Origin of the sequence: Thermohahella caldifontis, assembly GCF_041153465.1 — a bacterium.
Taxonomy (GTDB): domain Bacteria; phylum Pseudomonadota; class Gammaproteobacteria; order Pseudomonadales; family Oleiphilaceae; genus Thermohahella; species Thermohahella caldifontis.
In genome coordinates this window covers 3,218,492-3,241,090 of the sequence record NZ_CP154858.1, presented here as the reverse complement: position 1 = coordinate 3,241,090, position 22,599 = coordinate 3,218,492, and the positions used below count along the sequence as shown (strand labels likewise).

General features: G+C 58.7%; 22 protein-coding genes. 14 read left to right on the top strand and 8 right to left on the bottom strand.

Annotation, left to right across the window (positions count from 1 at the left end; genetic code table 11):
* Nucleotides 1–4 precede the first annotated feature (4 nt).
* Entirely contained in the window at nucleotides 5–913 is a 909-nt protein-coding gene (locus AAIA72_RS15750) for a mechanosensitive ion channel family protein (RefSeq protein WP_369601235.1), read from the top strand.
* Nucleotides 914–1,287: 374 nt separating this feature from the next.
* On the opposite strand, the gene AAIA72_RS15745 is transcribed toward AAIA72_RS15750, so the two are convergent.
* Entirely contained in the window at nucleotides 1,288–1,881 is a 594-nt protein-coding gene (locus AAIA72_RS15745; protein WP_369601234.1) for a TetR/AcrR family transcriptional regulator, read from the bottom strand.
* A gap of 140 nt (nucleotides 1,882–2,021) precedes the next feature.
* On the opposite strand from AAIA72_RS15745, the gene AAIA72_RS15740 reads away from it, so the two are divergent.
* A complete protein-coding gene (locus tag AAIA72_RS15740; protein ID WP_369601233.1) occupies nucleotides 2,022–3,071 on the top strand; it encodes an alkene reductase in 1,050 nt (349 codons plus the stop codon).
* A 55-nt stretch (nucleotides 3,072–3,126) separates the two neighbouring features.
* Here the strand turns inward: AAIA72_RS15740 and AAIA72_RS15735 are convergent, their stop codons facing one another.
* The gene (locus AAIA72_RS15735) at nucleotides 3,127–4,896 is read right to left on the bottom strand and encodes an acyl-CoA dehydrogenase (protein WP_369601232.1); all 1,770 of its coding nucleotides are present in this window, start codon (nucleotides 4,894–4,896) and stop codon (nucleotides 3,127–3,129) included.
* A gap of 209 nt (nucleotides 4,897–5,105) precedes the next feature.
* Here AAIA72_RS15735 and AAIA72_RS15730 point away from each other — a divergent pair, with 209 nt between their 5' ends.
* The 3 genes from AAIA72_RS15730 (at nucleotide 5,106) to AAIA72_RS15720 (ending at nucleotide 7,864) form a co-directional block, all read left to right on the top strand.
* Nucleotides 5,106–5,936, top strand: a complete 831-nt coding sequence (locus AAIA72_RS15730) for a mechanosensitive ion channel family protein (protein WP_369601231.1) — start codon at nucleotides 5,106–5,108, stop codon at nucleotides 5,934–5,936.
* A gap of 300 nt (nucleotides 5,937–6,236) precedes the next feature.
* Nucleotides 6,237–6,731: a hypothetical protein gene (locus tag AAIA72_RS15725; protein WP_369601230.1), complete on the top strand. Its 495-nt coding sequence runs from the start codon at nucleotides 6,237–6,239 to the stop codon at nucleotides 6,729–6,731.
* A 20-nt stretch (nucleotides 6,732–6,751) separates the two neighbouring features.
* Nucleotides 6,752–7,864, top strand: a complete 1,113-nt coding sequence (locus tag AAIA72_RS15720) for a hypothetical protein (protein WP_369601229.1) — start codon at nucleotides 6,752–6,754, stop codon at nucleotides 7,862–7,864.
* A 104-nt stretch (nucleotides 7,865–7,968) separates the two neighbouring features.
* Here AAIA72_RS15720 and AAIA72_RS15715 read toward each other — a convergent pair whose 3' ends face one another.
* The 4 genes from AAIA72_RS15715 to merF all read right to left on the bottom strand — a co-directional run bounded on the left by AAIA72_RS15715 (nucleotide 7,969) and on the right by merF (nucleotide 13,038).
* Nucleotides 7,969–10,161, bottom strand: coding sequence for a hypothetical protein (locus AAIA72_RS15715; RefSeq protein WP_369601228.1), 2,193 nt, complete (start codon nucleotides 10,159–10,161; stop codon nucleotides 7,969–7,971).
* A complete protein-coding gene (locus tag AAIA72_RS15710; protein ID WP_369601227.1) occupies nucleotides 10,158–11,168 on the bottom strand; it encodes a hypothetical protein in 1,011 nt (336 codons plus the stop codon). The genes AAIA72_RS15715 and AAIA72_RS15710 overlap by 4 nt, the downstream gene beginning before the upstream one ends.
* A gap of 212 nt (nucleotides 11,169–11,380) precedes the next feature.
* Nucleotides 11,381–12,790 carry a mercury(II) reductase gene (gene merA / locus AAIA72_RS15705; RefSeq protein WP_369601226.1) on the bottom strand — a complete coding sequence of 470 codons (1,410 nt, stop codon included), beginning with the start codon at nucleotides 12,788–12,790 and terminating at the stop codon, nucleotides 11,381–11,383.
* Nucleotides 12,787–13,038 carry a mercury resistance system transport protein MerF gene (merF, locus tag AAIA72_RS15700; RefSeq protein ID WP_369601225.1) on the bottom strand — a complete coding sequence of 84 codons (252 nt, stop codon included), beginning with the start codon at nucleotides 13,036–13,038 and terminating at the stop codon, nucleotides 12,787–12,789. The genes merA and merF overlap by 4 nt, the downstream gene beginning before the upstream one ends.
* A gap of 64 nt (nucleotides 13,039–13,102) precedes the next feature.
* On the opposite strand from merF, the gene merR reads away from it, so the two are divergent.
* The 6 genes from merR to AAIA72_RS15670 all read left to right on the top strand — a co-directional run bounded on the left by merR (nucleotide 13,103) and on the right by AAIA72_RS15670 (nucleotide 16,806).
* Entirely contained in the window at nucleotides 13,103–13,537 is a 435-nt protein-coding gene (gene merR, locus AAIA72_RS15695; protein ID WP_369601224.1) for an Hg(II)-responsive transcriptional regulator, read from the top strand.
* A gap of 115 nt (nucleotides 13,538–13,652) precedes the next feature.
* Nucleotides 13,653–13,979: an ArsR/SmtB family transcription factor gene (locus AAIA72_RS15690; protein ID WP_369601223.1), complete on the top strand. Its 327-nt coding sequence runs from the start codon at nucleotides 13,653–13,655 to the stop codon at nucleotides 13,977–13,979.
* Nucleotides 13,976–14,398 (top strand): arsenate reductase ArsC, encoded by a 423-nt coding sequence (locus tag AAIA72_RS15685; protein ID WP_369601222.1) that lies wholly within the window; start codon nucleotides 13,976–13,978, stop codon nucleotides 14,396–14,398. The genes AAIA72_RS15690 and AAIA72_RS15685 overlap by 4 nt, the downstream gene beginning before the upstream one ends.
* Nucleotides 14,395–15,471: an ACR3 family arsenite efflux transporter gene (gene arsB / locus AAIA72_RS15680; RefSeq protein WP_369601221.1), complete on the top strand. Its 1,077-nt coding sequence runs from the start codon at nucleotides 14,395–14,397 to the stop codon at nucleotides 15,469–15,471. Before AAIA72_RS15685 ends, arsB begins: the two co-directional genes overlap by 4 nt.
* A 13-nt stretch (nucleotides 15,472–15,484) precedes the next feature.
* Entirely contained in the window at nucleotides 15,485–15,991 is a 507-nt protein-coding gene (locus tag AAIA72_RS15675; RefSeq protein ID WP_369601220.1) for a DUF2301 domain-containing membrane protein, read from the top strand.
* 395 nt (nucleotides 15,992–16,386) lie between these two features.
* Nucleotides 16,387–16,806, top strand: a complete 420-nt coding sequence (locus AAIA72_RS15670) for a hypothetical protein (protein WP_369601219.1) — start codon at nucleotides 16,387–16,389, stop codon at nucleotides 16,804–16,806.
* Here AAIA72_RS15670 and AAIA72_RS15665 read toward each other — a convergent pair.
* Nucleotides 16,801–17,721 (bottom strand): helix-turn-helix domain-containing protein, encoded by a 921-nt coding sequence (locus AAIA72_RS15665; RefSeq protein ID WP_369601218.1) that lies wholly within the window; start codon nucleotides 17,719–17,721, stop codon nucleotides 16,801–16,803. The two genes, AAIA72_RS15670 and AAIA72_RS15665, sit on opposite strands and share 6 nt — an antisense overlap.
* Nucleotides 17,722–17,891: 170 nt before the next feature.
* On the opposite strand from AAIA72_RS15665, the gene AAIA72_RS15660 reads away from it, so the two are divergent.
* From AAIA72_RS15660 to AAIA72_RS15650, 3 genes are all read left to right on the top strand, one after another.
* A complete protein-coding gene (locus AAIA72_RS15660; RefSeq protein ID WP_369601217.1) occupies nucleotides 17,892–19,412 on the top strand; it encodes an aldehyde dehydrogenase family protein in 1,521 nt (506 codons plus the stop codon).
* A 191-nt stretch (nucleotides 19,413–19,603) separates the two neighbouring features.
* On the top strand, nucleotides 19,604–21,379 hold the full coding sequence (locus AAIA72_RS15655) for a DEAD/DEAH box helicase (RefSeq protein ID WP_369601216.1): 1,776 nt from the start codon (nucleotides 19,604–19,606) through the stop codon (nucleotides 21,377–21,379).
* Between the two features lie 158 nt (nucleotides 21,380–21,537).
* Nucleotides 21,538–21,747, top strand: coding sequence for a cold-shock protein (locus tag AAIA72_RS15650; protein WP_369601215.1), 210 nt, complete (start codon nucleotides 21,538–21,540; stop codon nucleotides 21,745–21,747).
* 96 nt (nucleotides 21,748–21,843) lie between these two features.
* Here AAIA72_RS15650 and AAIA72_RS15645 read toward each other — a convergent pair whose 3' ends face one another.
* Entirely contained in the window at nucleotides 21,844–22,593 is a 750-nt protein-coding gene (locus AAIA72_RS15645) for a substrate-binding periplasmic protein (protein WP_369601214.1), read from the bottom strand.
* Nucleotides 22,594–22,599: the final 6 nt, after the last annotated feature.

Genomic DNA, 22,599 nt, shown 5'->3' with positions numbered 1-22,599 from the left:
AGCGATGGAAACCAATGATTCCCTGTTTGGCATGTTTGCCGGCATTGCGCCGGATCAGTGGCTCAAGGCGGGTATCCTTCTGGTCCTGGGCATCCTGCTGTCGCGCATTGCGCGCCATGGCAGCGAACGGCTGCTGGAAGGCAAGCTGGCGCCCACCCGCATCAAGATCTGGTCAAAGGTCGTCAGCTACCTGATTCTCGGCCTGTTCCTGGTTTCCGCCTTCCGGGAACTGGGATTCCGGCTCAGCGTACTGCTGGGCGCCGCGGGCGTGTTCACCGTGGCCATCGGCTTTGCGGCCCAGACCTCCACATCCAACCTGATCAGCGGTCTTTTCCTGCTGGCCGAAAAACCCTTCGGGGTGGGTGATGTCATCGAAGTGGAGGGGAAGCGGGGCGAAATCATCTCCATCGACTGGCTGTCGGTCACCCTGCGCATGCCGGACAATACTGCCATCCGGGTCCCCAACGAGACACTCATCAAGTCCATCGTCCTCAACGTCACCCGCCACCCCATCCGGCGCCTGGATCTGCCGGTCGGCGTGGCTTACAAGGAGGACATTGTCCGAGTCAGGCAGATTCTGCTGGACATTGCAGACAGCCACGTCCGCTGTCTGGAACAGCCGGAACCCAAGGTCTGGGTCACGGGCATGGGGGCTTCCTCCGTGGATCTGCAGCTGTCGGTATTCGTGCGCCGCGAACTGTATCTGGATGTGAAAAGCGAGCTGCTCCAGCTCATCAAGGCCCGCTTTGATGCCGAAGGTATCGAGATTCCCTTCCCGCATGTGTCCGTGTACACCGGTTCGGTGACGGCGCCCTTCCCGGTGAGGCTGGAGACAGAGGCTCCGGCAGTCGCCAACACCCGCCCGACCGCACCTGCCTGCGCACCCGAACAGGCCTCCAAACCAACCCGGTAACGGTTCCGATGATCCGGCACGCTGCCTCCCGGCACCCCGGACGCAGGCAGCCGGAAACGGGTAAGAATCCGCACAGGGGTTCAGCACATCCACCGCCTGTTTAGGTTTTCGGCTCTAATCCTTTGTGGCTGAATGGCCGTGGAGGGTGATCACAGGGGAAACACGCCATACAACGTCAGACAACAACGGCATCTGAGCTGAAGTTCAGCAAGGAGGAGACCATGAACGTGCGACGTTGGCGGCTGTGCCGCTGGATCGGGCGAGGCCCCCTGCATTTTGAAGATCCGATGCAGGCCCTCTCCCTGGATTGCGACAACTATGACACCGCCTGAGCGGTAACGTTGTCCGTCCGGCCGGGGCCCTGTGCCCCGGTTTCAGTGCCCGCTCAGGCCGCGGGTGGTGGCCGCGAACAGCTGGTCCGCAAGCGCCCGGAGGACATCCCGACCGGGGTGGGTGTGTGCGTAGGTGCGCAGGCCATAGATCCCCATCATGAAAAACCGGGCCCGGCGCCGCGCATCAGGCCCGTCCGCCAAAGACCGTTCCGCCATGGCCCGCTCGAACAGCTGGTGAATGCCGGTTTCCAGCTCCGCCATGATGCGGGTCAGATAGGCCTGCACCTCATCATCCTGTTCGGCCAGTTCGTTGATGGCCTTGGCCACCAGACAGGCCCCTTGGGGTTCACAGCAGGCACATTCCTCCACCACCGAATCCAGATAGGCACGCAGCGCCTCAAGCGGCGCCTTCCCCGCCGTACAGGCCGCGAACTGCTCGACCCGGTCCGCCTGATACTGGCTGATGGCGGCCATCAGGATACCCCGCTTGTTACCGAAAGCACAGTACAGGGATCCGGGATGAAGCCCCGTGGCCTCGACCAGATCCTGCATGGTGGTTCTGGCGTAACCCTTTTTCTGGAATGCCCACATGGCCTTGCGCAGTACGTCGGCGCGGTCGAACTCGGCTTTACGCATGATGCCCTTCACGGTTGACGGCGGAGCCCCCATTGTACTGCTTAACTGAACAAACATTCAAAAAAGATCTTGAACAGCCATTCAAAAATATATATCTTGAACAAACATTCAAGATGATCCTGCACTGACGGAGCCCACCGATGGCAACCACAGACATTCTTTTTCAGCCCTACACCCTGAACGACACCCTGACCCTGAACAACCGCATCCTGATGGCTCCCCTGACCCGCTGCATGGCCGGCCCGGGACTGGTGCCCACGGATGCCATGGAAGCCTACTACGCACGTCGTGCAGACGCAGGCCTCATCATCAGCGAAGCCACCATCATCCGACCCGACGGCCAGGGCTACCCCAACACCCCGGGCATCTATACCCCCGAACAGATTGAAGGCTGGAGCCGCGTGGCACGTCGCGTCCATGACGCCGGCGGGAAAATGTTCCTGCAGCTCTGGCATACCGGGCGCGTAGCACACAGCCATTTCTCCGGCAAGCCACCGGTGGCCCCGTCCGCCATTGCCGCGGAAGGCTCCGTGCCGCGCATGCGCGAACTCACCTATGAAACCCCGCACGCCCTGACGGCGGAGGAGATCAGCACGCTGGTGAATGATTACGCTCAGGCAGCGGTCAACGCTGTCGCGGACGCCGGGTTTGACGGTGTCGAGATTCACGGTGCCAACGGCTATCTGATCGACCAGTTCCTCCATCACAGCACCAACCAGAGAACGGATGACTGGGGAGGCTCACCGGAAAACATGGCCCGCTTTGCGCTTCAGGTGGTGGATGCCATCGCAAGCCGGGTGGGCGCGGACCGCACCGGGATCCGGCTTTCTCCGGGTGCCTACTTCAACCTGACCGGCGATCCGCGCGACCGGGCCGTATTCGATTACCTGCTTCCGGAACTGGAAAAACGCCGCCTGGCCTATGTGCACCTGGGTATCTTTGATGACAGCATGACGTTTGACTATCTGGGAGGACGCGCCTCGGATTATCTGCGCGAGCACTATCAGGGCACACTGGTGGGCGTGGGCGGCTACACCGCCGAATCGGCAGCACAAGCCATTGCAGCCGGCCGTTTTGATCTTGTCGCCATTGGCCGGCCCTTCATTGCCAACCCCGACTATATCCGCCGGATTCGCAAGGGCGAGCCGCTACGGGAGTACGACGAGTCCATGCTTGCCGAACTGGTGTGATCAGAACACACCCCCTGCTCGGGGAGACCTTGCGGTCTCCCCTTTTTTGTACAGATCAGGGATTCATTTCGTAGGTGTCAGCCAGCGGTGCAATCTGGGTGTTCCAGACACGCGCCTGGCGATCCGGATCGGGTACCGGGCGCTGAATCATGCGCTGACACAGTGTTTGCTGAATGAGCGTCACATTCGGCTTCAGGGACAGCTGCAGGGCGTGCCGCGAGAAGTCCTGAATCATGACATCGAAGATGGTCTCGATCAGATCGTCCCCGGCCCCCACGATGCGGGCATTTTCCAGAATCAGCTGACCATAGACCACCAGCGTGAACAGCTCGCCCAGCTTGAGCAGGAAGTCAAAATCCTTCTGCTGCTCCGCACTCGGCTTGCCCGCCAGCAGGAAGAGCTTGAGCGTGCGGATCTGCTTCTTGAACACATTGACATTGGGCAGATCGAAGCTGTCATACACCTTGCGGTAGTCATGGAAGCGTGTCTTGCCCAGCCCCTTGGTCGGTCCCTGGTGGAACAGGAAGGTATCGTTGGCCGGCTTGTCCATGCGCGGTACCTCGGGATAGGACTTGGGCTTGAAGAAGTAATTGCCCATGAACTTGAGCACCAGCGCCATGTTCACGTGAACCGTCCCTTCCAGCTTGGGCAGGGCGCGGATATCACGTGCCGCCATCTCGAAGTACATGTCCTTTTCAAAGCCTTTGGCGGCAATGACATCCCACAGGTTGTTGATCACTTCCTCGCCCTGGGTCGTGACCTTCATCTTCACCATGGGGTTGAAGAGCAGATAACGGCGGTCTTCAGGACTGGCAATGCGCATGTAATCAATGGCCCGCTGGGCGAACAGTTTCATGGCCGCCAGCCGGGCGTAGGCTTCCGTGAAGAGCTGACGGATATGCACGAAATCCGTCACATAGTGGTTGAACAGCCGGCGGTGGGATGCATGGTTGATGGCCTCGTAGAAGGCGTGTGTACAGATGCCGATGGATGCCCAGCCGAGGTTGAACTTGCCGATGTTGACCGTATTCAGGGCCATGTCCCAGGCGTCCTGCCCCTGAGCCAGGATATCGGCCTCGGTGATGGGGTAGTCATTGAGGCGGAACTCGGAAACATAGTTCTGCGAGTTCACCACGTTCTTGACCAGCTCATAATTGGGGTGCTTGGATTCCACCACGAAGAAGACGTATTCATTGGTATCCGAACGACGGCCGAACACGGAGACCAGTGCCGCCTCGTTACCGTTACCGATGTAGTACTTGCTGCCGTTGGCGCGGAAAGTCCCGTCTTCCTGGGGTGTCAGAATCATGTCCGTGGCATAGATGTCGGCACCATGCTCCTTCTCCGACAGGCCGAATGCAAAGATGCCGCCCTTCTTGAGCAACTGGGCCGCCTTCTTCTTCACGGCCTCGTTGTTGCTGATCCAGATGGGCCCCAGACCCAGGATGGTGACCTGCCAGGTGTACCAGTAGGCCAGGCCGTAGAATCCCAGCACCTCATTGAGCGCGCAGTTGCGCCAGGTATCCCAGCGGCAGTCCTTGTCACCATAGCCTTCGGGTGTCAGGAAGGTGTAGAACAGCTTTTCCTTCTTCTGAAATTCCAGAAAGTCCGCATACCAGCGGCGTTCATGGTCGTCTTCCTTAAGCTTCGCCTTGCCCTTGTTTTCGAAAAAGGCGATGGTCTTTTCAATCAGTTCGCGTGACTTGGGATCAAGATGGGACCAATCCGTTGTCCTGGGATTCAGGAACAGATCCCTGGGTACGGCTTCCCGGTTTTCGGCATGCTTGCTGAACAGCAGTTTGCGTGGCAAATCCAGTATATTCATCCTCTACTCTCCGTCTGTTGCTGTGCACAGTGCACGCAAGGTTATTTTTGCTCAATCCATGCATTTTTAACATCTTTGAACGCAGACTGCGATGACTCATGTCAAAGGTACCGCCGAATTAATGTTCACTTTTTTCATTTATGGTCTCACTGTGCTAACATCCTCCCGATTCCGACAACATGATGACCTCACCTCAAGGAGCCCCCTCTATGGATGAAGCACGCCTGCAACAGTATCTCGACATGGCCATCGGCTATGCGATGGCCTACGGTCCCAAGCTGATACTGGCCCTGCTCACCCTGTTCATCGGCCTGTGGCTGATCAACAAGGTACTGAACGCCTCCGATCGCGCCCTGTCGTCGCGCTTCGATCCGACCCTGACCAAGTTTCTCCACAACCTGACCAGCGTGGGTCTCAAGGCGCTGCTGATTGTCAGCGTGCTGGGCATGGTGGGCGTGGAAACCACCTCATTCATCGCGGTACTGGGTGCTGCCGGTCTGGCCGTCGGCCTGGCTTTGCAGGGCAACCTGAGCAACTTTGCCAGCGGCGTGATGATTCTGGTCTTCAAGCCCTTCAGGGTGGGAGATGTCGTGACCGCCTCAGGCCAAACCGGCACGGTGCATGAGATCCAGATTTTCAACACCATACTCAAGACGCCCGATAACAAGCGCATCATCATTCCCAACTCGAAGATCACCGGTGACGCCCTGACCAACTTCAGCGCCGAGCCGACGCGCCGGGTGGATATGGTCTTCGGCATTGGCTATGACGATGACCTGCGTCAGGCCAAGCAGGAACTCCAGAAACTGGTGGAGGCAGACAGCCGCATTCTGAAGGATCCCGCTCCGCTGATTGCCGTCTCGGAACTTGGCGACAGTTCAGTCAACCTGACGGTGCGGGTCTGGGTCAACTCGCCGGATTACTGGGGGGTTTACTTCGACATGCATGAAAATGTGAAACTGCGGTTCGATGAAGTGGGCATTTCCATCCCCTACCCCCAGCGGGATGTTCACTTGCATCAGGTTCCGGCGAAGGGCTGAACACAACCTTTTCCAGACAGACGTCCGTCAAGCATCCCGCCCATCATGGTCGGGATGCTTCTTTTCACGCCCCGTCCCTTCTCCCCCGGCGCAACCAGACCTTGCTCACTGAACCAGACACTTGCACACCATGAGCCCCATCCTGTCCGGCCGCCCAGACACTGTCCGGTTAGCCGGACATCATGCAGGATCAGTGAATAAGCACTCGCTCTCCTATCAGAAATCCGTCTAAGAAAGCGGGGGCACCCACCCGATTATTCTGCTTAAATTTTAGTCACAAGAACAACAAGGAGACAGGATATGACCCGCCCCGCTTTTTTACGGACACTCGCTTTCATCTCCATTTCCGCGCTGATCACCGCATGTGGTGGCAGCGGGAGCTCTTCCTCTGACAGTTCCGGAAGTTCGTCATCCGGCTCGACCGGTACAACCTCTTCAGCCAACAGTGCCTCCGCGGCCTTTCCCAGCGAAGTCGTGGTCGCGTCGCCCGTGGACTCGGACACCACTGCCTTCACTGGCCGTGCCCTGGCACCCACGCTCAAGAACGCAAAGAAGCTGATCGCAGAACTCATGGACGGGGATGCAACCCTGAGTGCAACCCTGCTCAGCCCGGATAACCTGCTCCGGGAGCCGGGACGGGCCAACTGCTATGGCCCGGCCATGAAGTACAAGGATCACCCGGACGGTGCAACCCCGAACTCGGGGGAACTGCCGGGGGAGATCTGGGTATCTGGACAGACACCGAAGGCACCACGACTGAAGCCTGCGCTGCAGCCCAGCTCAACGCACGCATGAAGGCAACCCGGGACAAGGTCATGACAGGCATGATTGGCCTGGCCGCCCTCATCCAGGTATATGAAACCTCCACAGGCAAGAACTGGCCGGATGATATTGCAGCGGGCAGCAGCGAGGACCTGGTGACCGCGCTGAACGGGCTGGGGCTGTCCAGTTTCAATTTCCTGTCAGCCACCATTGAACATGACAGTTCCGATGCCAACCTCTGGCGTTATGACCTGGCATTCGAGTATGACGATGGCACCAGGAACACCAGTGTCGAGCTTGCCCTGACGCACCGGGTCGCCGATGCCACCACGGGCGAAGTGGAAGGTGTGATGACCTACAAGATCGACCGACCCAACACGGGAGGCAACTGCAATTCGACCACCTATCCCAAAGTGACGGAAATGGGCTCTGTTCACTACATCCGCGACAGCAGCGGCGACCTGTCCATCAAGAATCAATCTGCCACGACCTGCGATGATGTCAGGGCAGCCGTTGATCTGCTCAACACCACGCTCACGGATGTTGAAACCGGATCGACGCTGACGGGCGCCAAGATCATGGATCCCGGTCAGGACTGGAAGGACAATTACAATATTTATGTTGCCGACTTTTCCCCGGAGACGGGTGAAGGCAAGTATCTCTATGCCTGGCAGGCTGGAAGCGGGGATTCCCATACCCGTTTGCTGATGCTCAACCTCTCTGCCGACCAGAGTACCGGTGCGCTGCATGGTACCGCCTACTTCGGTTTTGGCGATCGGGTTCAGACCACCACGGCACCCACGTTCAAGGGCATGATCTGCAACTGGGCCGGCCCGGGTAACGACCACAGTACACTGGCAGACAGGGTACAGCGACAGGTGATCCGCCAGAATCTGACAACCAACCTGTTCGAGCTGGACAGCACGGTGACGGACAACTCGGACATCACCTATGCACCGACCAACAGCTGCACCTACTACCCTGCCCTCGGTTTCGACTACGACAGGAACCTGGATGGTACGCTGGATGGCTCCGATACAGTCGAAGTGGATGACCCGGCGCCACCGGACGGTCTTCAGCTTGATCTGTTCACCAGGGATTTCTCCGACGCAAGTATCTGGGACACCATTACGGCCACCGGCTTTGCAGCACCGAGCCATCCGTGATCCACAAGCGATAACCCATCCAGCAACATAAAAAAGCCCGGGGATAACTCCCCGGGCTTGCGGTACGCAATAATTCTCACTACCCGCTGCAGGTCGCGGGCCATTTATTGCGGGATCACTTCCTCTACACCAGAAATCAGGCCATTCACGTGCAGCTCATAATTGCCTCCCACATTGTCGTAACTCTTGAGTTCAAGCCTGTACCGGCCGACGGGGAGTGGATCGGAGATATACTGGTGCACGGTCTTACCATTGGACATACTCATGCTGCCATATGCCCTGACAACACCGTGCTCATCAAGCAAACGGTAATAGGGTGTTGTGAATTCGGTATCCCGAACCACCAGATGCAATGCTGTCTCCTCAGTGACATCAATGTCATAGTAACGCCAGCTGTTGCCGCCCGCATCCCAGGTCCCCGTATGATTGAAATCAGCTCCCTGCACTTGGGTTGGCGCCTCATCCAGGCCAAACACTTTTAGTGTATAGTTGACGTCCGTTGCCGTGTTCACTGGCACACCGGCAATGATCTCGTACTGTCCGGGCTGGAGCAGGCCAATACCCAAAGATTCCTTGTTGTTGACGTTCCTTTCTATGTACACCTGCCCCGTGTTATCCAGTAACGCCAGGTACACACTATTTATACTGTTGCTCAACGTGGCGTCCACACGTGTCGGCTCTGAAATGCTGAACGTATAGTGGCCATACCGATAGGTGTTTGGATTTTTGCCAAAGCCAAAATCAATGGTGCCGGTATGGGTGAATACATTCGGGTGGATCTGCATCAAGTTCGCCACCTGCCCTGTCAATCTCAGCACAAATACCTCATCCTGTGCATCGGCGGTGACGGCCATCTTGTAGTTACCGGCTGACAACCAGACCACATTGTGGCGACCTGAACGCCCCAGATGGAATCCAGATTCATCAATCACATGAGTGGCAACGGATTTGCTCGTGGTGAGGGCGATATCCACATAGCTGTCCCTGGTAATCGTAAAGCTGAACCATGGGTTACGTGAAGACAGGTTATCCGGATCGGTGTCAGCACTCTGATATGTTCCATCCACCCAACGCGTGGTCAAAGAGACTGACTCACTGGCAACCTTTTGTGGCCGTGATATATCCCCGGTTAACTCCAGTTCAAAGGGCTCTTCCTGCCCCTCTGAATCCGACGCAGCGATGACCATATATCGCCCTGGCTGAAGGGATTTCGAACCACTGACAGCACCCGAGCTACCGTTCAATACGACCCCGAGATCATCCAGGAGAATGACTCGCCCTCCGGAGGCGGCACTCACGCGATACGTCAACGTGGATTCAGAATTAACCTCGAACACGTAATGGGGGTTGCGATAGCTTCGGAACTGCGGATTAGAGAGCCCCGCCCCGGTTTCCCAACGATCCCGGATCCGGTAGCCATTTGTGATGGCATCGATGGTAACCTCCACCACATCAATGCCTTCCTCGATCAACACCGGTTCATCATCACCGCACTGCAAGTAGCGGGAACCGTCGTTATAACTCTGCAGGTAGCAGGCCACGCCTTCCGGGATGACACCATTACATACGTAGGCGGTCGCATCCTTTTCAGTCTGCAGATCCAGCTTGCCATTTCGGTTGTCATCCAGGCCGGTGTATATCCATAAACCACCTGTGGGACAGTCTTTATCGGCTGTCTTGGTTTCCGTGGCAATCACCGTGCTGAGACCATCCTGCCCATCAACCCCGTCCGAGCCATCAACACCGTCGCGCCCATTGCAAAGAACCTGCGAGCTGCTCTCTTCACCAGCATCCAGGCTGCCATTGCGGTTCACATCCAGGCCAAAAATGACCTTGACGCCACCGGCGGCACAGCCCTCCGTACCCGATATGACGGTTTGCGTGGCAGTGACTGCATTGAAGCCGTTCTGACCATCAGCACCATTCTGACCATCGGCTCCGTCTGCACCGTTGCAGACTTCTGTCGAGCCCAGGATTTCATTTTCATCCAACGTCTGATCGTTATCGAGATCCTGACCGTGATGAATGGTGATGCCACCGGCCGGACAGTTAGAGGATGACGCAAAGGCTTCGGTTTTCACCAGTGCGGGGGTGCCGTCACGACCATCCACGCCATCACGGCCGTCAGCCCCGTTACAGACGTTCTGACGCCCCTGAACTTCAGCCTCGTCCAGCGTACCGTCCCGATCGCTGTCGGCGCCGTACACGATCTGTGTGCCGCCACTGGGGCACACCTCAGAGCCCTCGGCAAGCGAGACCAAACTGACCAGCGTGGAGAGGCCATCGACCCCGTTCACACCGTCAGTTCCATCCTGGCCGTTACACAGAAGCGTGCTGCCGCTCTCTTCTCCGGCATCCAGCGTGTTGTTACGGTTGGCATCCCGCCCGTAGTGGATACGTGTCCCCCGGCAGCACACTCACTACCCGGAGCCACCGCCACGGTTTTCACCAAGGCATTCTGGCCATCGGTGCCGTTTTGCCCATCAGTTCCGTTGACACCGTTGCAGACATTCTGAGCGTTATCGATTTCCGCGTCACTGAGCACCCCATCTAAATCGTCATCCAGCCCATACTCCAGACGCACGCCACCGTTGAGACAGACAGTATTATCGGTGATGACGGTGGTGCGAACCAGCGTCGTCAGCCCATCGACGCCCGGCTCACCCTTTTCACCATTGCAAACGTACTGCGTCGTCTGCACTTCATCCGGCACGGCCAGCTGACCATTTCCGTCCAGATCCAGACCGGTTCGAATACGCACACCGCCAGTTGGACAGTTGTCATCACCATAGGTCAGGGCTTCATTGGCAACCAGCGAAGTAAGCCCGTCGCGGCCAGCCTGACCGTCCTTTCCGTCAAGCCCATGACACAGGTATTTCACCTGCAGATTGGGCTCGTCATCATCCAGCTTGCCGTTGTGGTCGGCGTCAGTCGCCACACGTAGCTTGTAGCCGCCTGCCGCGCAGTTTTCACCGGCCGGCTCATCCATGACATCAATCAGACTATCGCGACCATCCTGACCGTTCCGTCCATTACAGATCTGATCCGTTCTTTTGATTTCATTGGTATCGAGAATTCCGTTGCGGTTGGTATCCGTACCGATATCCACATAAATGCCACCTGCCGGGCAGTCAGTAGACACCGGAACGCTCGTGGCGTGGTACATCATTTCCGCCACAATCGCGGGCGAGTTTGTATCGGATTGCGGGTCGTCACTGCTGCTGCATGCAGTCAGGACCAACGCACCAATCATGAAAAGAGCTGCCTTGCGCAGCCTGCCGAGGTTGTCGTTCTGGCCTTTCATACTGCTTCGAGTCCTTTTCCCTGTCATTAGTTATCGTTTTTTATGCTCGACAGGGGACTTCACCGGATCGGCCTCCCTGCCAGGCGATCCGATTATACCTTCCGGTCTACGCCGCCGACGCGAACGCAGTAGTCATTTTTACGTGACACAAGTCACTTTTTGCCAGTCAAAAACCTCACACGAAGATTTCAGCGTGACAGTTCCTTACTTTGTCATCCCGCACAGCAGGACAGCGCCGAAACATCCTGATCAAAGGTCTGGGCACAAAGCTTCAGGGCTTCGGCCATGGTCAGATAGGGGAACAGCTCCGATGCCAGTTCCTGAACCGTCATCCCGGCCCGGATGGCCAGTGCGGCAGACTGAATCACATCCCCGGCATTCTGTGCCAGCATCTGAACCCCCAGCAGCCGGCCGGAGTCCTTTTCCGCCACCATGGTGACCAGCCCTTCGGTATCGAAGTTGGCGATGGCGCGAGGCACATGCGCCAGCGCCAGCGTCCGGACCTTTGTTTCGATGCCCTGCTCCCGGGCCTCGGCCTCGGACAGCCCGACACGCGCAACCTGCGGATCCGTAAAGATCACCTCGGGGACCACGGAAAGATCCAGCGTCACCTCGCCTCCGGTCATGTTCTCCCCGGCCCGGCTTCCACCGGCCGCCGCCACATACACGAACTGGGGCAAGGTCGTACAATCCCCGGCAGCGTAGATGTGTGCCGCGGTAGTCCGGAGAGACTCGTCCACCACGATGGCGCCAGCCCGTGTTTCCACGCCCGCCGCGGCCAGATTGAGTGCTTCAGTGTTGGGCACACGCCCTGTCGCGACCAACAACTGCTCCGCTTCACGCAGGCCGTCCCGGGTCCGGACATGGAACACCGCACCGTAATGCCTCACTTCCTCAACACCCGCCTGCGTCAGCACTTCCATCCCCTCTGCCTCCAGCCGGGTCTGCAAGGTTGTTCCGATCGCATCGTCCCACCTGGACAACACACGGCTGCGGGCAAGCACGGTGACACGACTCCCCAGGCGGGCAAAGGCCTGAGCCAGCTCCAGTGCCACCACCGATGCTCCCAGCACGATCAGCCTGGGCGGAATGTTCTCCAGCACAAGGGCTTCCGTGGACGTGATGAAGGGTGATCCCGCCAGACCGGGAATCTCCGGAACAGCAGGTCGGGCGCCGGTACCGATGAAACAGCGGTCAAAGGCGCGGATTTCCGTGCGCCCATCCGGAAGACTCAGGCGCACATGTCGCTCATCCTCGAACCGGGCCTCCGCGCGGATCACCTCAATATTGTCATGCTGCGCCAGAACATCCGCATACTTGGCCTGCCTCAGGGTCTCAACCAGCTGCTGCTGTTGTTGCACGAGCGCCTTGCGGTCAATAGCCGGCTGCCCAGGAGAAATCCCGCCGTCAAACGGGCTTTCACGCCTCACATGAGCCACATGGGCCGCATTGATCAGCACCTTGGACGGTACGCATCCCACATTGACACAGGTACCGCCCAGGGTGCCGCGCTCCACGACGGTCACCTTCGCCCCCCGCGCGGCAGCCTTGAGGGCAGCCGCCGTGGCCGCTCCGCCCGACCCGATGACCAGAATGTTCAGGGGTTGATTGCAACAGTTCATGAATGATCTCCACTCTGTGTATTCGAAGGCGTGGGGCAACATGCCTCACTGCGTTTGCGCCGGATCAGGGCATGGACCGTGATGGCCAGAAAGATGCCCAGTGCCGGGAACAGCACCACATCCAGATACCCCACCCAGGCCGAGAGCCCCACGGCACCGAACAGGACCACCAGTACGGGGGTAAAGCAGCACAATGCCGCAACAACGGTGCCGATGATGCCGGTTTTCAACAATGTATTCGGACGCATTGGATAACTCCGGTGTGATTCGTTTGTGCTAACCTTAACTCCGTACCTGACTACGGAATCAACCATGTCTGAACAAACCTTAACAATAGGCAAGCTGGCCCGGGTCTCCGGCGTACACATCGAGACCATACGCTACTACCAGCGCCGCGGCCTGTTGCGCACACCCCCCAGGCCACCCGGCGGCATCCGTCGCTACGGCGAGAAGGATGCCAGACGACTGGCCTTCATCCGCCATGCTCAGCAATTGGGGTTTTCGCTGGAGGAGGTGGCTCAGCTCATGCGGCTGGATGATGGCACGCATTGCGAGGATGCGCGTGAACTGGCCGCGGGCAAGCTGGCCGATGTCCGCCGGAAGATTGAAGGCCTCAGGCAGATCGAAGCGCTGCTGGAGACCCTGGTCGAACGCTGCGAGACGGAAGGCGGCAATCTGTGCTGCCCGCTGATTGACGCACTTTACGTGCTCCCGGGTCAGGCGCCCACCAGCCCACCAAAAACCTGACATCATCTTGCCGGCCCCATCCACCCTGCGCATCCTTCAGGTTTGCCTCCTTGGCAGACCACAAAATTGCACCGCCTGATTGCCCGTTCATTCATATTTCTATATTATTGGAAATATGGAAACGAATAACGCTTCGGAACTGCTTGCAGCCCTGGGACATGAAACCCGGCTGGCCATCTTTCGTCTGCTGATCCAGGCCGGGCCGGCAGGGCTGAGCGCAGGAGAGCTGGGCGATAAGCTGGATCTGCCCGGGCCCACCCTGTCCTTCCATCTGTCTCATCTGTCACGCTGCGGACTGATCGACGGCCGAAAGCAGAGCCGCTACATCTACTACTCGGCCAACTTTTCATTGATGAATGATCTGGTGGCCTTTCTGACACACAACTGCTGCGGGGGCGAACCCTGCACACCGACAACCCTGCAATGCGAGGAAACCGAATGACCTACAAGGTGCTCGTACTCTGTACAGGCAACTCCTGCCGCTCCCAGATGGCAGAAGCCATTCTCAATCATGATCTGGCCGGTCGGGTTCAGGCCTTCTCGGCGGGAACCCATCCACAACCGAAGGTCGCTGAGGGTGCGATTGAAGCACTGAAGCAGGCGGGGCTGCCCACCGAAGGACTGACACCCAAGACACTGGATCAGTTTCTGAATGCCGATCTGGACCTGGTGGTCACGGTCTGTGACAACGCCCATGAAACCTGCCCGGTCTTTCCCGGCAAGGTGAAGCGCATTCACGTCCCCTTCCATGATCCCCATGGAGAGCCGCTGGAAAGTTTCATCCGCGTCCGGGATGAAATCCGCGACCGGCTCGTTCGTGAAGTCTGCCACGCACTGAATCTGGAGGTGCCCAAATCATGACCGCACAGTGTGAAGTTTCACAACAGCAGGCCGCCGGCGCACCCATGAGTGTGTTCGAGCGTTACCTGACTCTCTGGGTCGCACTCTGCATTGTGGCCGGCATCGTTCTGGGTCAGCTGGCTCCGGGCATTTTTCAGGCCATCGGCCGTATGGAAGTGGCTCAGGTCAATCTTCCTGTTGGTCTGCTCATCTGGGTGATGATCATTCCCATGCTCGTCAAGGTGGATTTTGGTGCCTTGCATGAAGTCAGGCAGCACATGAAGGGCATCGGCGTGACCCTGTTCGTCAACTGGTTCGTCAAGCCCTTCTCCATGGCGTTTCTGGCCTGGCTGTTTGTCCGCAACCTGTTTGCAGACTGGCTGCCGTTTGACCAGCTTGACAGCTATGTCGCCGGACTGATCCTGCTGGCCGCCGCACCCTGTACGGCCATGGTGTTCGTCTGGAGCCGGCTCACCAATGGCGATCCGCTTTTCACCCTCACTCAGGTTGCCCTGAACGATACCATCATGGTCTTCGCCTTTGCCCCGATTGTGGCGCTGCTGCTGGGCGTCTCCTCCATTCATGTACCCTGGGATACGCTGTTGATTTCCGTGGGGTTGTATATCGTCATCCCCCTGATTCTGGCACAACTGTGGCGCAAGCATCTGCTGTCCAGGGGACAGGAAGCGTTCGACGCAGCCATGGCAAAGGTGGGGCCGCTGTCCATCGCCGCGCTGCTGCTGACACTGGTGCTGCTGTTTGCCTTCCAGGGACAGGCCATCATCGAGCAACCGCTGGTCATCCTGCTGCTGGCCATCCCCATCCTGATTCAGGTGCTGTTCAACAGTTCGCTGGCGTACTACCTGAACCGTACAGTGGGCGAAAAACATAGCGTGGCCGGCCCGTCAGCTCTGATCGGGGCCTCCAATTTCTTCGAACTGGCTGTCGCGGCCGCCATCAGCCTGTTCGGATTTGACTCCGGCGCTGCCCTGGCCACCGTGGTGGGGGTACTGATTGAAGTACCCGTCATGCTGCTGGTGGTCAACATCGTCAACCGTTCACGCGACTGGTACAATCAGGGCATCAAAGCCTGAACCGGAGCGCCGCATGGCGGACCCGCATATCCGGCCCGAGATGGACGGGCTGGATACCCTCAGCATCATCCTCTACCGCACGGGCCTGACACTCTCGGGCCCGGCACTGCTGGTACTGCTCTTTCATCCGGAGCATCCGCATCTGCCCGTCTGGCTGGCCGCCGTACTGTGCGCAGCCAATCTGCACATCTACGACAAACGCATCCGCACCGTGCTCCAGTGGGCCACCTGGGGCGGCCTGCTTGTTGCACTGGCCGGCTGGTCCGGGTTTGCCCTGGGGGGCGCCCTGGTGACGCTGGGCGGCCTGGGATTCAAGGAATATCACTGCTTCCGGGTGCCGGGCCTGCAGCTTCAGCCCCTCTGGGTCGCACTGTTCTGGGGCGGATTGACTTTTGATATCGCCGCGCTGTCGACGGGGGCAGGTATCTTGGCTGCCGCGCTGTTCCTGGTTCTGGCGGTCGCCAAGTGGCGCATGCCGCTGGACTACGATATCGGTGACAAATCAAAGTACGAAATCTGAATTCACCCCCCAGAACTGTCAGAATAGTTTGCACTTACTTCTCATCAACCCCAACAAAACTAACGGTATCCTGCTGATTCAAGGTCAGTCCTGAAAACAGGCATGGCACATGCTTGGATTTGACCGATGCCGGTCACCACCCGGGCAGTAGGCGCTCCGGCACCACAAACGGACTGACCAGAACAGGAGATAGACGATGAGAACCATCATTCAAACCGTGCTGGGGGTACTGCTGAGCCTGCTGACGTTTCAGGTGCAGGCCGTGCTGCTGACCTTTGAAGAAGGCAAGGTCCGCTTGTCATAAAGGTGCACCCAACCATACCACTGCAGTGAACCATTTATCTGACCAGGCCCGACTCGGGGCCCGGTCTGACGGAACAACCAAGGAGACGAACATGCCCTTCGAAGCCCCCATTTTCGAGTTCGACCCGGCGACACATGCCGTGCGGCTAAAGCCGGCGTATAGTAATTTCTTTCGTGTACATTTGGAAACACAGTACCTCTCAAGATATCTTGGACTATGGAGGATAGGGTCGGCGGTGCCGACGCTGCCCGGTCCGGAACCCCAACCCGTTCCCTTTGAGAGTGCAACGTTCCGGCAAGTCCATGACATGTTTCAGGGAGATCTGCTACTACGCGCCCTGGCGGAACCGCAGCCCCAGCCATCGAGATTCTCCGTGATCGAACAGATCAAGAAGGAAAACCTTCACATTGAAGTGGTCAAGGACCTGATCACTCGATTGGAAGCCGGTCTGGATGCCCTGCAGGCTGAACTGAAAACATTCGAGAGCAACAGCTCACGGAACTGCTCATAGCCCACCCGCCAACTCCGCACCGACCTGCACATGCCGTTTGCGATAGCAGGTCGGTGTTTCCCCAAAAAAGGCCTGGAAGCGGCGCGTGAAATGGCTTGGATTGCGGAATCCCAGGTCGTAGCACACTCGCGTGACCTGTTCGCCGCGCGCCAGCCGTCGGCATGCCTCCTCCATGCGCAACTGCAGTTGGAACGCCTGGGGCGTACACCCCAACTGAAGCCGGAACTGTTCATAAAAGCGGGTCCGGCTCATGCAGGCCAGGCGGCAGAGCGTGTCGATTTCAATCGGTTCGCTCAGGTGCGCACGAATGTGACTGACCGCTGCGGTCAGTCCGCTGGTATCCGGTGCCCGTTCACAAACCTGCAGAAGCAGACCGCGCGTCTGATGCTGCAACATTCGCACAACCAGCTCGCTGATACCCAGATCAATCAGCACATCCCGCTCGGAATCATCTTCCGAAAACACATCCAGCAAGCGCCTTATCAAGGCCTCGGTTGCCGTGGTGTGCGAGGTCAGCAGATAGGGCACATCCCGATACTGCCAGCCTTCCAGAACCGGCTCCAGTGGCCGGGTGTGATTCAGGTGGTCACACAGCTGAGCGACCCGTTCACGGGTGATTTCAATGGTCAGACAGGTGGTGGGTGCCGAAGGATCGGCATCGGGAAAATCGATGGCCACCTGTGTCCCCGGCGCCATCACAAAGGACTCGTGGGGCAGAAAATGGAGGATGCCCCGGTCCGGACAATGCAACACCTTTCTGCCTGTCACCATGCCGCAATACAATACCTCCCCGGCCTGCAACCTGACCTGGGAGGCAGGCAGCCAGGTGTCGTAGATACTCAGCTCCGCATTGGGACCGCCAAAGGAAACACGGTTCTCGACCAGTGTTTTCACCGGCCGCTCGATCACTTTCATTGCTGCACCCCTGATATTGTTCTTGTTCGGTGCCGGACTCCCGGTCAACTGATCCGGACTCACGGGCAAGTCTTCACATCTCTGTCCGGTTAACCTGACCCTGTGAGTGTCCATTCTTTGATCACTCGATCCTAACACCTCAACATCAACAAAAACAGAGGACTGCGACCATGATCTATGCTGCACCCGGCACCGAAGGTGCCAAGGTACATTTCAAGCCTCGCTACGAAAACTTCATCGGTGGTGATTGGGTCCCCCCGGTCAACGGACGCTACTTTGCCAATCACTCCCCGGTGGATGGCTCCAGGATCTGCGACATCCCCCGCTCCGATGCCGCAGACATCAATCTGGCCCTGGATGCGGCCCACAAGGCTGCCGAAAGCTGGGGCAAGACCTCCGTCACCGAACGTGCCAACCTGTTGCTGAAAATTGCCGACCGGATCGATGCCAACACGGAAATGCTGGCCGTTGCCGAGACCTGGGATAACGGCAAGCCCATTCGTGAAACGCTGGCTGCCGACATTCCCCTCTGTGCCGATCACTTCCGCTACTTTGCAGGCTGCATCCGCGCCCAGGAAGGCTCGCTCGCAGAACTGGACGCCAGCACCGTGGCTTACCATGTGTACGAACCACTGGGCGTGGTCGGCCAGATCATCCCCTGGAACTTCCCTCTGCTCATGGCCGCCTGGAAGCTGGGGCCGGCACTGGCAGCCGGCAACTGTGTGGTCCTCAAGCCTGCCGAACAGACCCCGGCATCCATCCTGGTCCTGATGGAGCTGATCGCCGACCTGATCCCACCGGGTGTCGTGAACATCGTCAACGGTTTCGGGGAAGAAGCGGGCCAGGCACTGGCCACCAGCGACCGCATCGCCAAGATTGCCTTCACCGGCTCCACGGCCGTCGGTCAGCATATCCTGCGTTGCGCGGCAGAACGCCTGATTCCCTCCACCGTCGAGCTGGGCGGCAAATCCCCCAACGTGTATTTCCGGGACATCTTCGACCACGAAGACAGTTATCTGGACAAATGCGTGGAAGGACTGGTGCTGGCCTTCTTCAACCAGGGAGAAGTCTGCACTTGTCCTTCACGCGCCCTGATCCAGGAAGACATCTACGAGCCCTTCATCGAAAAGGTACTCGCCCGCACGCGCGCCATCAAGCGGGGTCACCCGCTGGATACGGAAACCCAGGTCGGCGCCCAGGCATCTCGGGAGCAGTTTGACAAGATCCTGAGCTATATCGAAATCGGTCGTCAGGAAGGTGCCGAAGTTCTGATCGGTGGTGGCGTGGAAACACTCGAAGACGGGCTGGAAAACGGTTACTACATCCAGCCGACCCTGCTCAGGGGCAGCAACGAGATGAAGGTCTTTCAGGAAGAGATCTTCGGGCCCGTGGTGGGCATCACCACCTTCCGCACGCCCGAGGAAGCCCTCCGGATTGCCAATGACACCGAGTATGGTCTGGGTGCCGGCGTCTGGACACGCGACATCAATCTTGCCTGGCGCATGAGCCGGGGCATTCAGGCCGGGCGCATCTGGGTCAACTGCTACCATGCCTACCCCGCCCACGCGGCGTTCGGTGGCTACAAGAAGTCCGGAATCGGCCGCGAAACCCACAAGAAGGCTCTGGAGCACTACCAGAACACCAAGAACCTGCTGGTCAGCCACGCCACGGATCCGCTCGGCTTCTTCTGACTTCTGACGCCCCGCTCCGGACAGGCCTCTCAGCCTGTCCGGCATTCCGATTGATCAAAATCCGCGCATTTACTTTCAGCCACCGACATGGCATACTGTGCGCGGAATTTAATTTGCAATACGCCCGCTCCGACTCCTCGTCTGCTGTTCGTCGTTATTGCCCCACGTTTGACCTCAAGGCACATTATTACATGTCAGATATTGAAATCGGGTTCGAAGAACTGAACCTGTCCGCGCCCGTACTGGACGCACTGCGCCGCATCGGCTATGAAACCCCTTCACCCATTCAGGCCCAGGCCATTCCGCCCCTTCTCGAAGGCCGCGACCTGCTGGGCACGGCCCAGACCGGCACCGGCAAGACCGCCGCCTTCGCGCTGCCGATCCTGAGCAGGATCGACCTGGCCCAGAACACCCCGCAGGCACTGGTGCTGGTCCCGACCCGGGAGCTGGCCATCCAGGTGGCCGAGGCGTTTCAGTCCTATGCCAGCCACATCAAGGGCTTCCACGTGCTGCCGCTGTACGGTGGTCAGGACATGCGGGCGCAGATCCGGGCGCTGCAACGCGGCGTGCATGTCATTGTCGGCACACCGGGCCGGACACTGGATCACCTGTCCCGCCGGACACTGGATCTGAGCCGGATCCGGCATATCGTCCTTGACGAAGCGGACGAAATGCTGCGCATGGGCTTCATCGACGACGTCACGGAAATTCTCAAGAGCGCGCCGGCAGAACGTCAGACGGCCCTGTTCTCGGCCACCATGCCGAAACCCATTCAGGCCATCATCCACAACTACCTGAAGGATCCCGTTCAGGTCCGCATCAAGCCGAGCACGTCCAGCCTAGCCAACATCGAACAGTCCTACTGGCTGGCCAAGGGCCTCAACAAGCTGGATGCCCTGACCCGCATTCTCGAAGTTGAAGAAACGGACGGCCTCATCATCTTCGTGCGCACCCGGACCCAGACTGCGGAACTGGCTGAAAAGCTGGAAGCCCGAGGATTCCGCAGCGCAGCCATCAATGGCGACATGAGCCAGTCGGCCCGGGAAAAGACCATCGAACAGCTCAAGTCCGGTGCCATCGACATTCTGATCGCCACGGATGTGGCCGCACGCGGCATTGACGTGGCGCGCGTCAGCCATGTCATCAACTACGACATCCCCTACGATACGGAGGCCTACACCCACCGCATCGGACGTACCGGCCGTGCTGGCCGTCAGGGCAAGGCCATCCTGTTCGTTGCGCCGCGCGAACGGCGCATGCTGTCCATGATCGAGCGCGCCACCGGTCAGAAGATTCCGCCCATGTCCCTGCCCTCGCGCAAGGAAGTGAATCTCAAGCGGGTGGAACAGTTCCAGCAGCGCATCACGGATGTGATTGATCAGGAAGATACCGCATTCTTCACGCAACTGATCGAAACCTATATCGCCGAGACCGGCAAGGATCCGGTCGAAATCGCTGGCGCCCTGGCATTCATGGCCAATCAGGGCAAACCGCTGGTGATGCCGGAAACGCCGGATCCGGTGGGAGCGCCTGAGCGCGAACGCAGCCGCCGCGAACCCCGTGGCGAAGGCCGTCCGCGTTCCGCAGAGCGGGCGCCCCGCAATCCGCGTGATCGCGCCGCCCATGACCGCGACCTGGACATGGTCACCTACCGGATTGCCGTGGGTCGCAACCACGACGTTCGCCCCGGTGATATCGTCGGGGCCATCGCCAATGAAGCCGGCATGGACAGCGCCCATATCGGCCGCATCCAGCTCTTTGACGACTACAGCACCGTGGATCTCCCGCGCGGCATGCCCGATGGCGTTTTCCGCCATCTCCAGGGCGTCTTTGTGCGCGGCCGCAGGCTGGGTCTGCAACCCATGGATGGCTCCATGCCGGTCAGCCGCCCCCGCACGGGCAAGCTGTCTCTGGACAAGAGTCGTCCCCGCAAGGGCGGCCAGCGGTCGAACAAAAAATATTCATGAAAAATGTGTTGCCGCGCAAGCTCAATACCTATAGACTTGATCTTGCGTGTACGGAGACACGGACCAGTACAGCCTTCCAGAAGATTGCCACTGCCCGTTCCCCCCAACACGAAACAACTGCCCCCGGCATAGATACAAATGATTAAGGTTATATAGCAATGTCTGAGAAATTGACCGGAACCGTTAAGTGGTTCAACGAAAGCAAAGGTTATGGCTTCATCACGCGCGAAGGCGGTTCCGACCTGTTCGTGCATTTCAGCAACATTCAGGGTGGCGGTTTCCGTACCCTTCAGGAAGGCCAGCGCGTGTCTTTCACTGAAGGTCAGGGCCAGAAAGGCCCTCAGGCCGAGAACGTAGAAGTTCTGTAAGCCTGTAAAAAGCCAAAAAGAGGCGGACTTGTCCGCCTCTTTTTGTTTCTGCAGTTGACCAACCCGTCAATTCCGGCAACCCCGGCCGGAACAGATCTACTTCTCCGCCATCTCCCGCGGCATGTAAATTTCCCGAAACTTCCCGCTTGCCTTGAGCTGTCGTAATCCTTCATCAAAGCGCGACATGAGTTGCTGCGCTGCATCAGTCCTGCTCCCCACCAGATACAGGGGCTTGCGCGTCAGCGGCAACGGATGCACCCCGATCTGATCCGCCTTGTCACCCGCATACTGATAGATCAGATTGCGTCCCACCTGCCGGTCAGCCGGGAACGCATCAATGCGCCCCGCCAACAGCATGGCAATCAGGCTTTTCTCATCATTGACCCGAAAGACGTTGAGCTTGCCCGACCGGGCCGCCTCATCGAAGGCATCGCTGTACGCATAGCCGCGCACACCACCCAGACGGTAACGGGCCAGATCATCCGGGGATTTCCAGTCGAAACGGGACAGACGGTTGTAGAAGAACAGGTTTTCTCCCTGATAAACGTTCTCGCTGGAAAAGAGAAAGCGCGCGTCCCGCGCGGGTGTGTGCCGCCACGCCATGCTCAAGGGTACCGCACCACTTTCCACTTCCCAGAGTGCCCGCCTCCAGGGCAGAAAGACGAACTCCACCTCAATCCCTTGTTGGGCAAAGGCTTCCCGAACCACCCGGGCCAGCGGCCCATCGCCCGGCGCTGACGAATCAATCAGTGGCGGCCATTCTCCGGTACTGATCCTTACCGGGTCTGCCCAGACACAGGCACTCCATAGCCAGAGCACCATCCCTACCATGCGGCTGCCCTTCATGGCCCG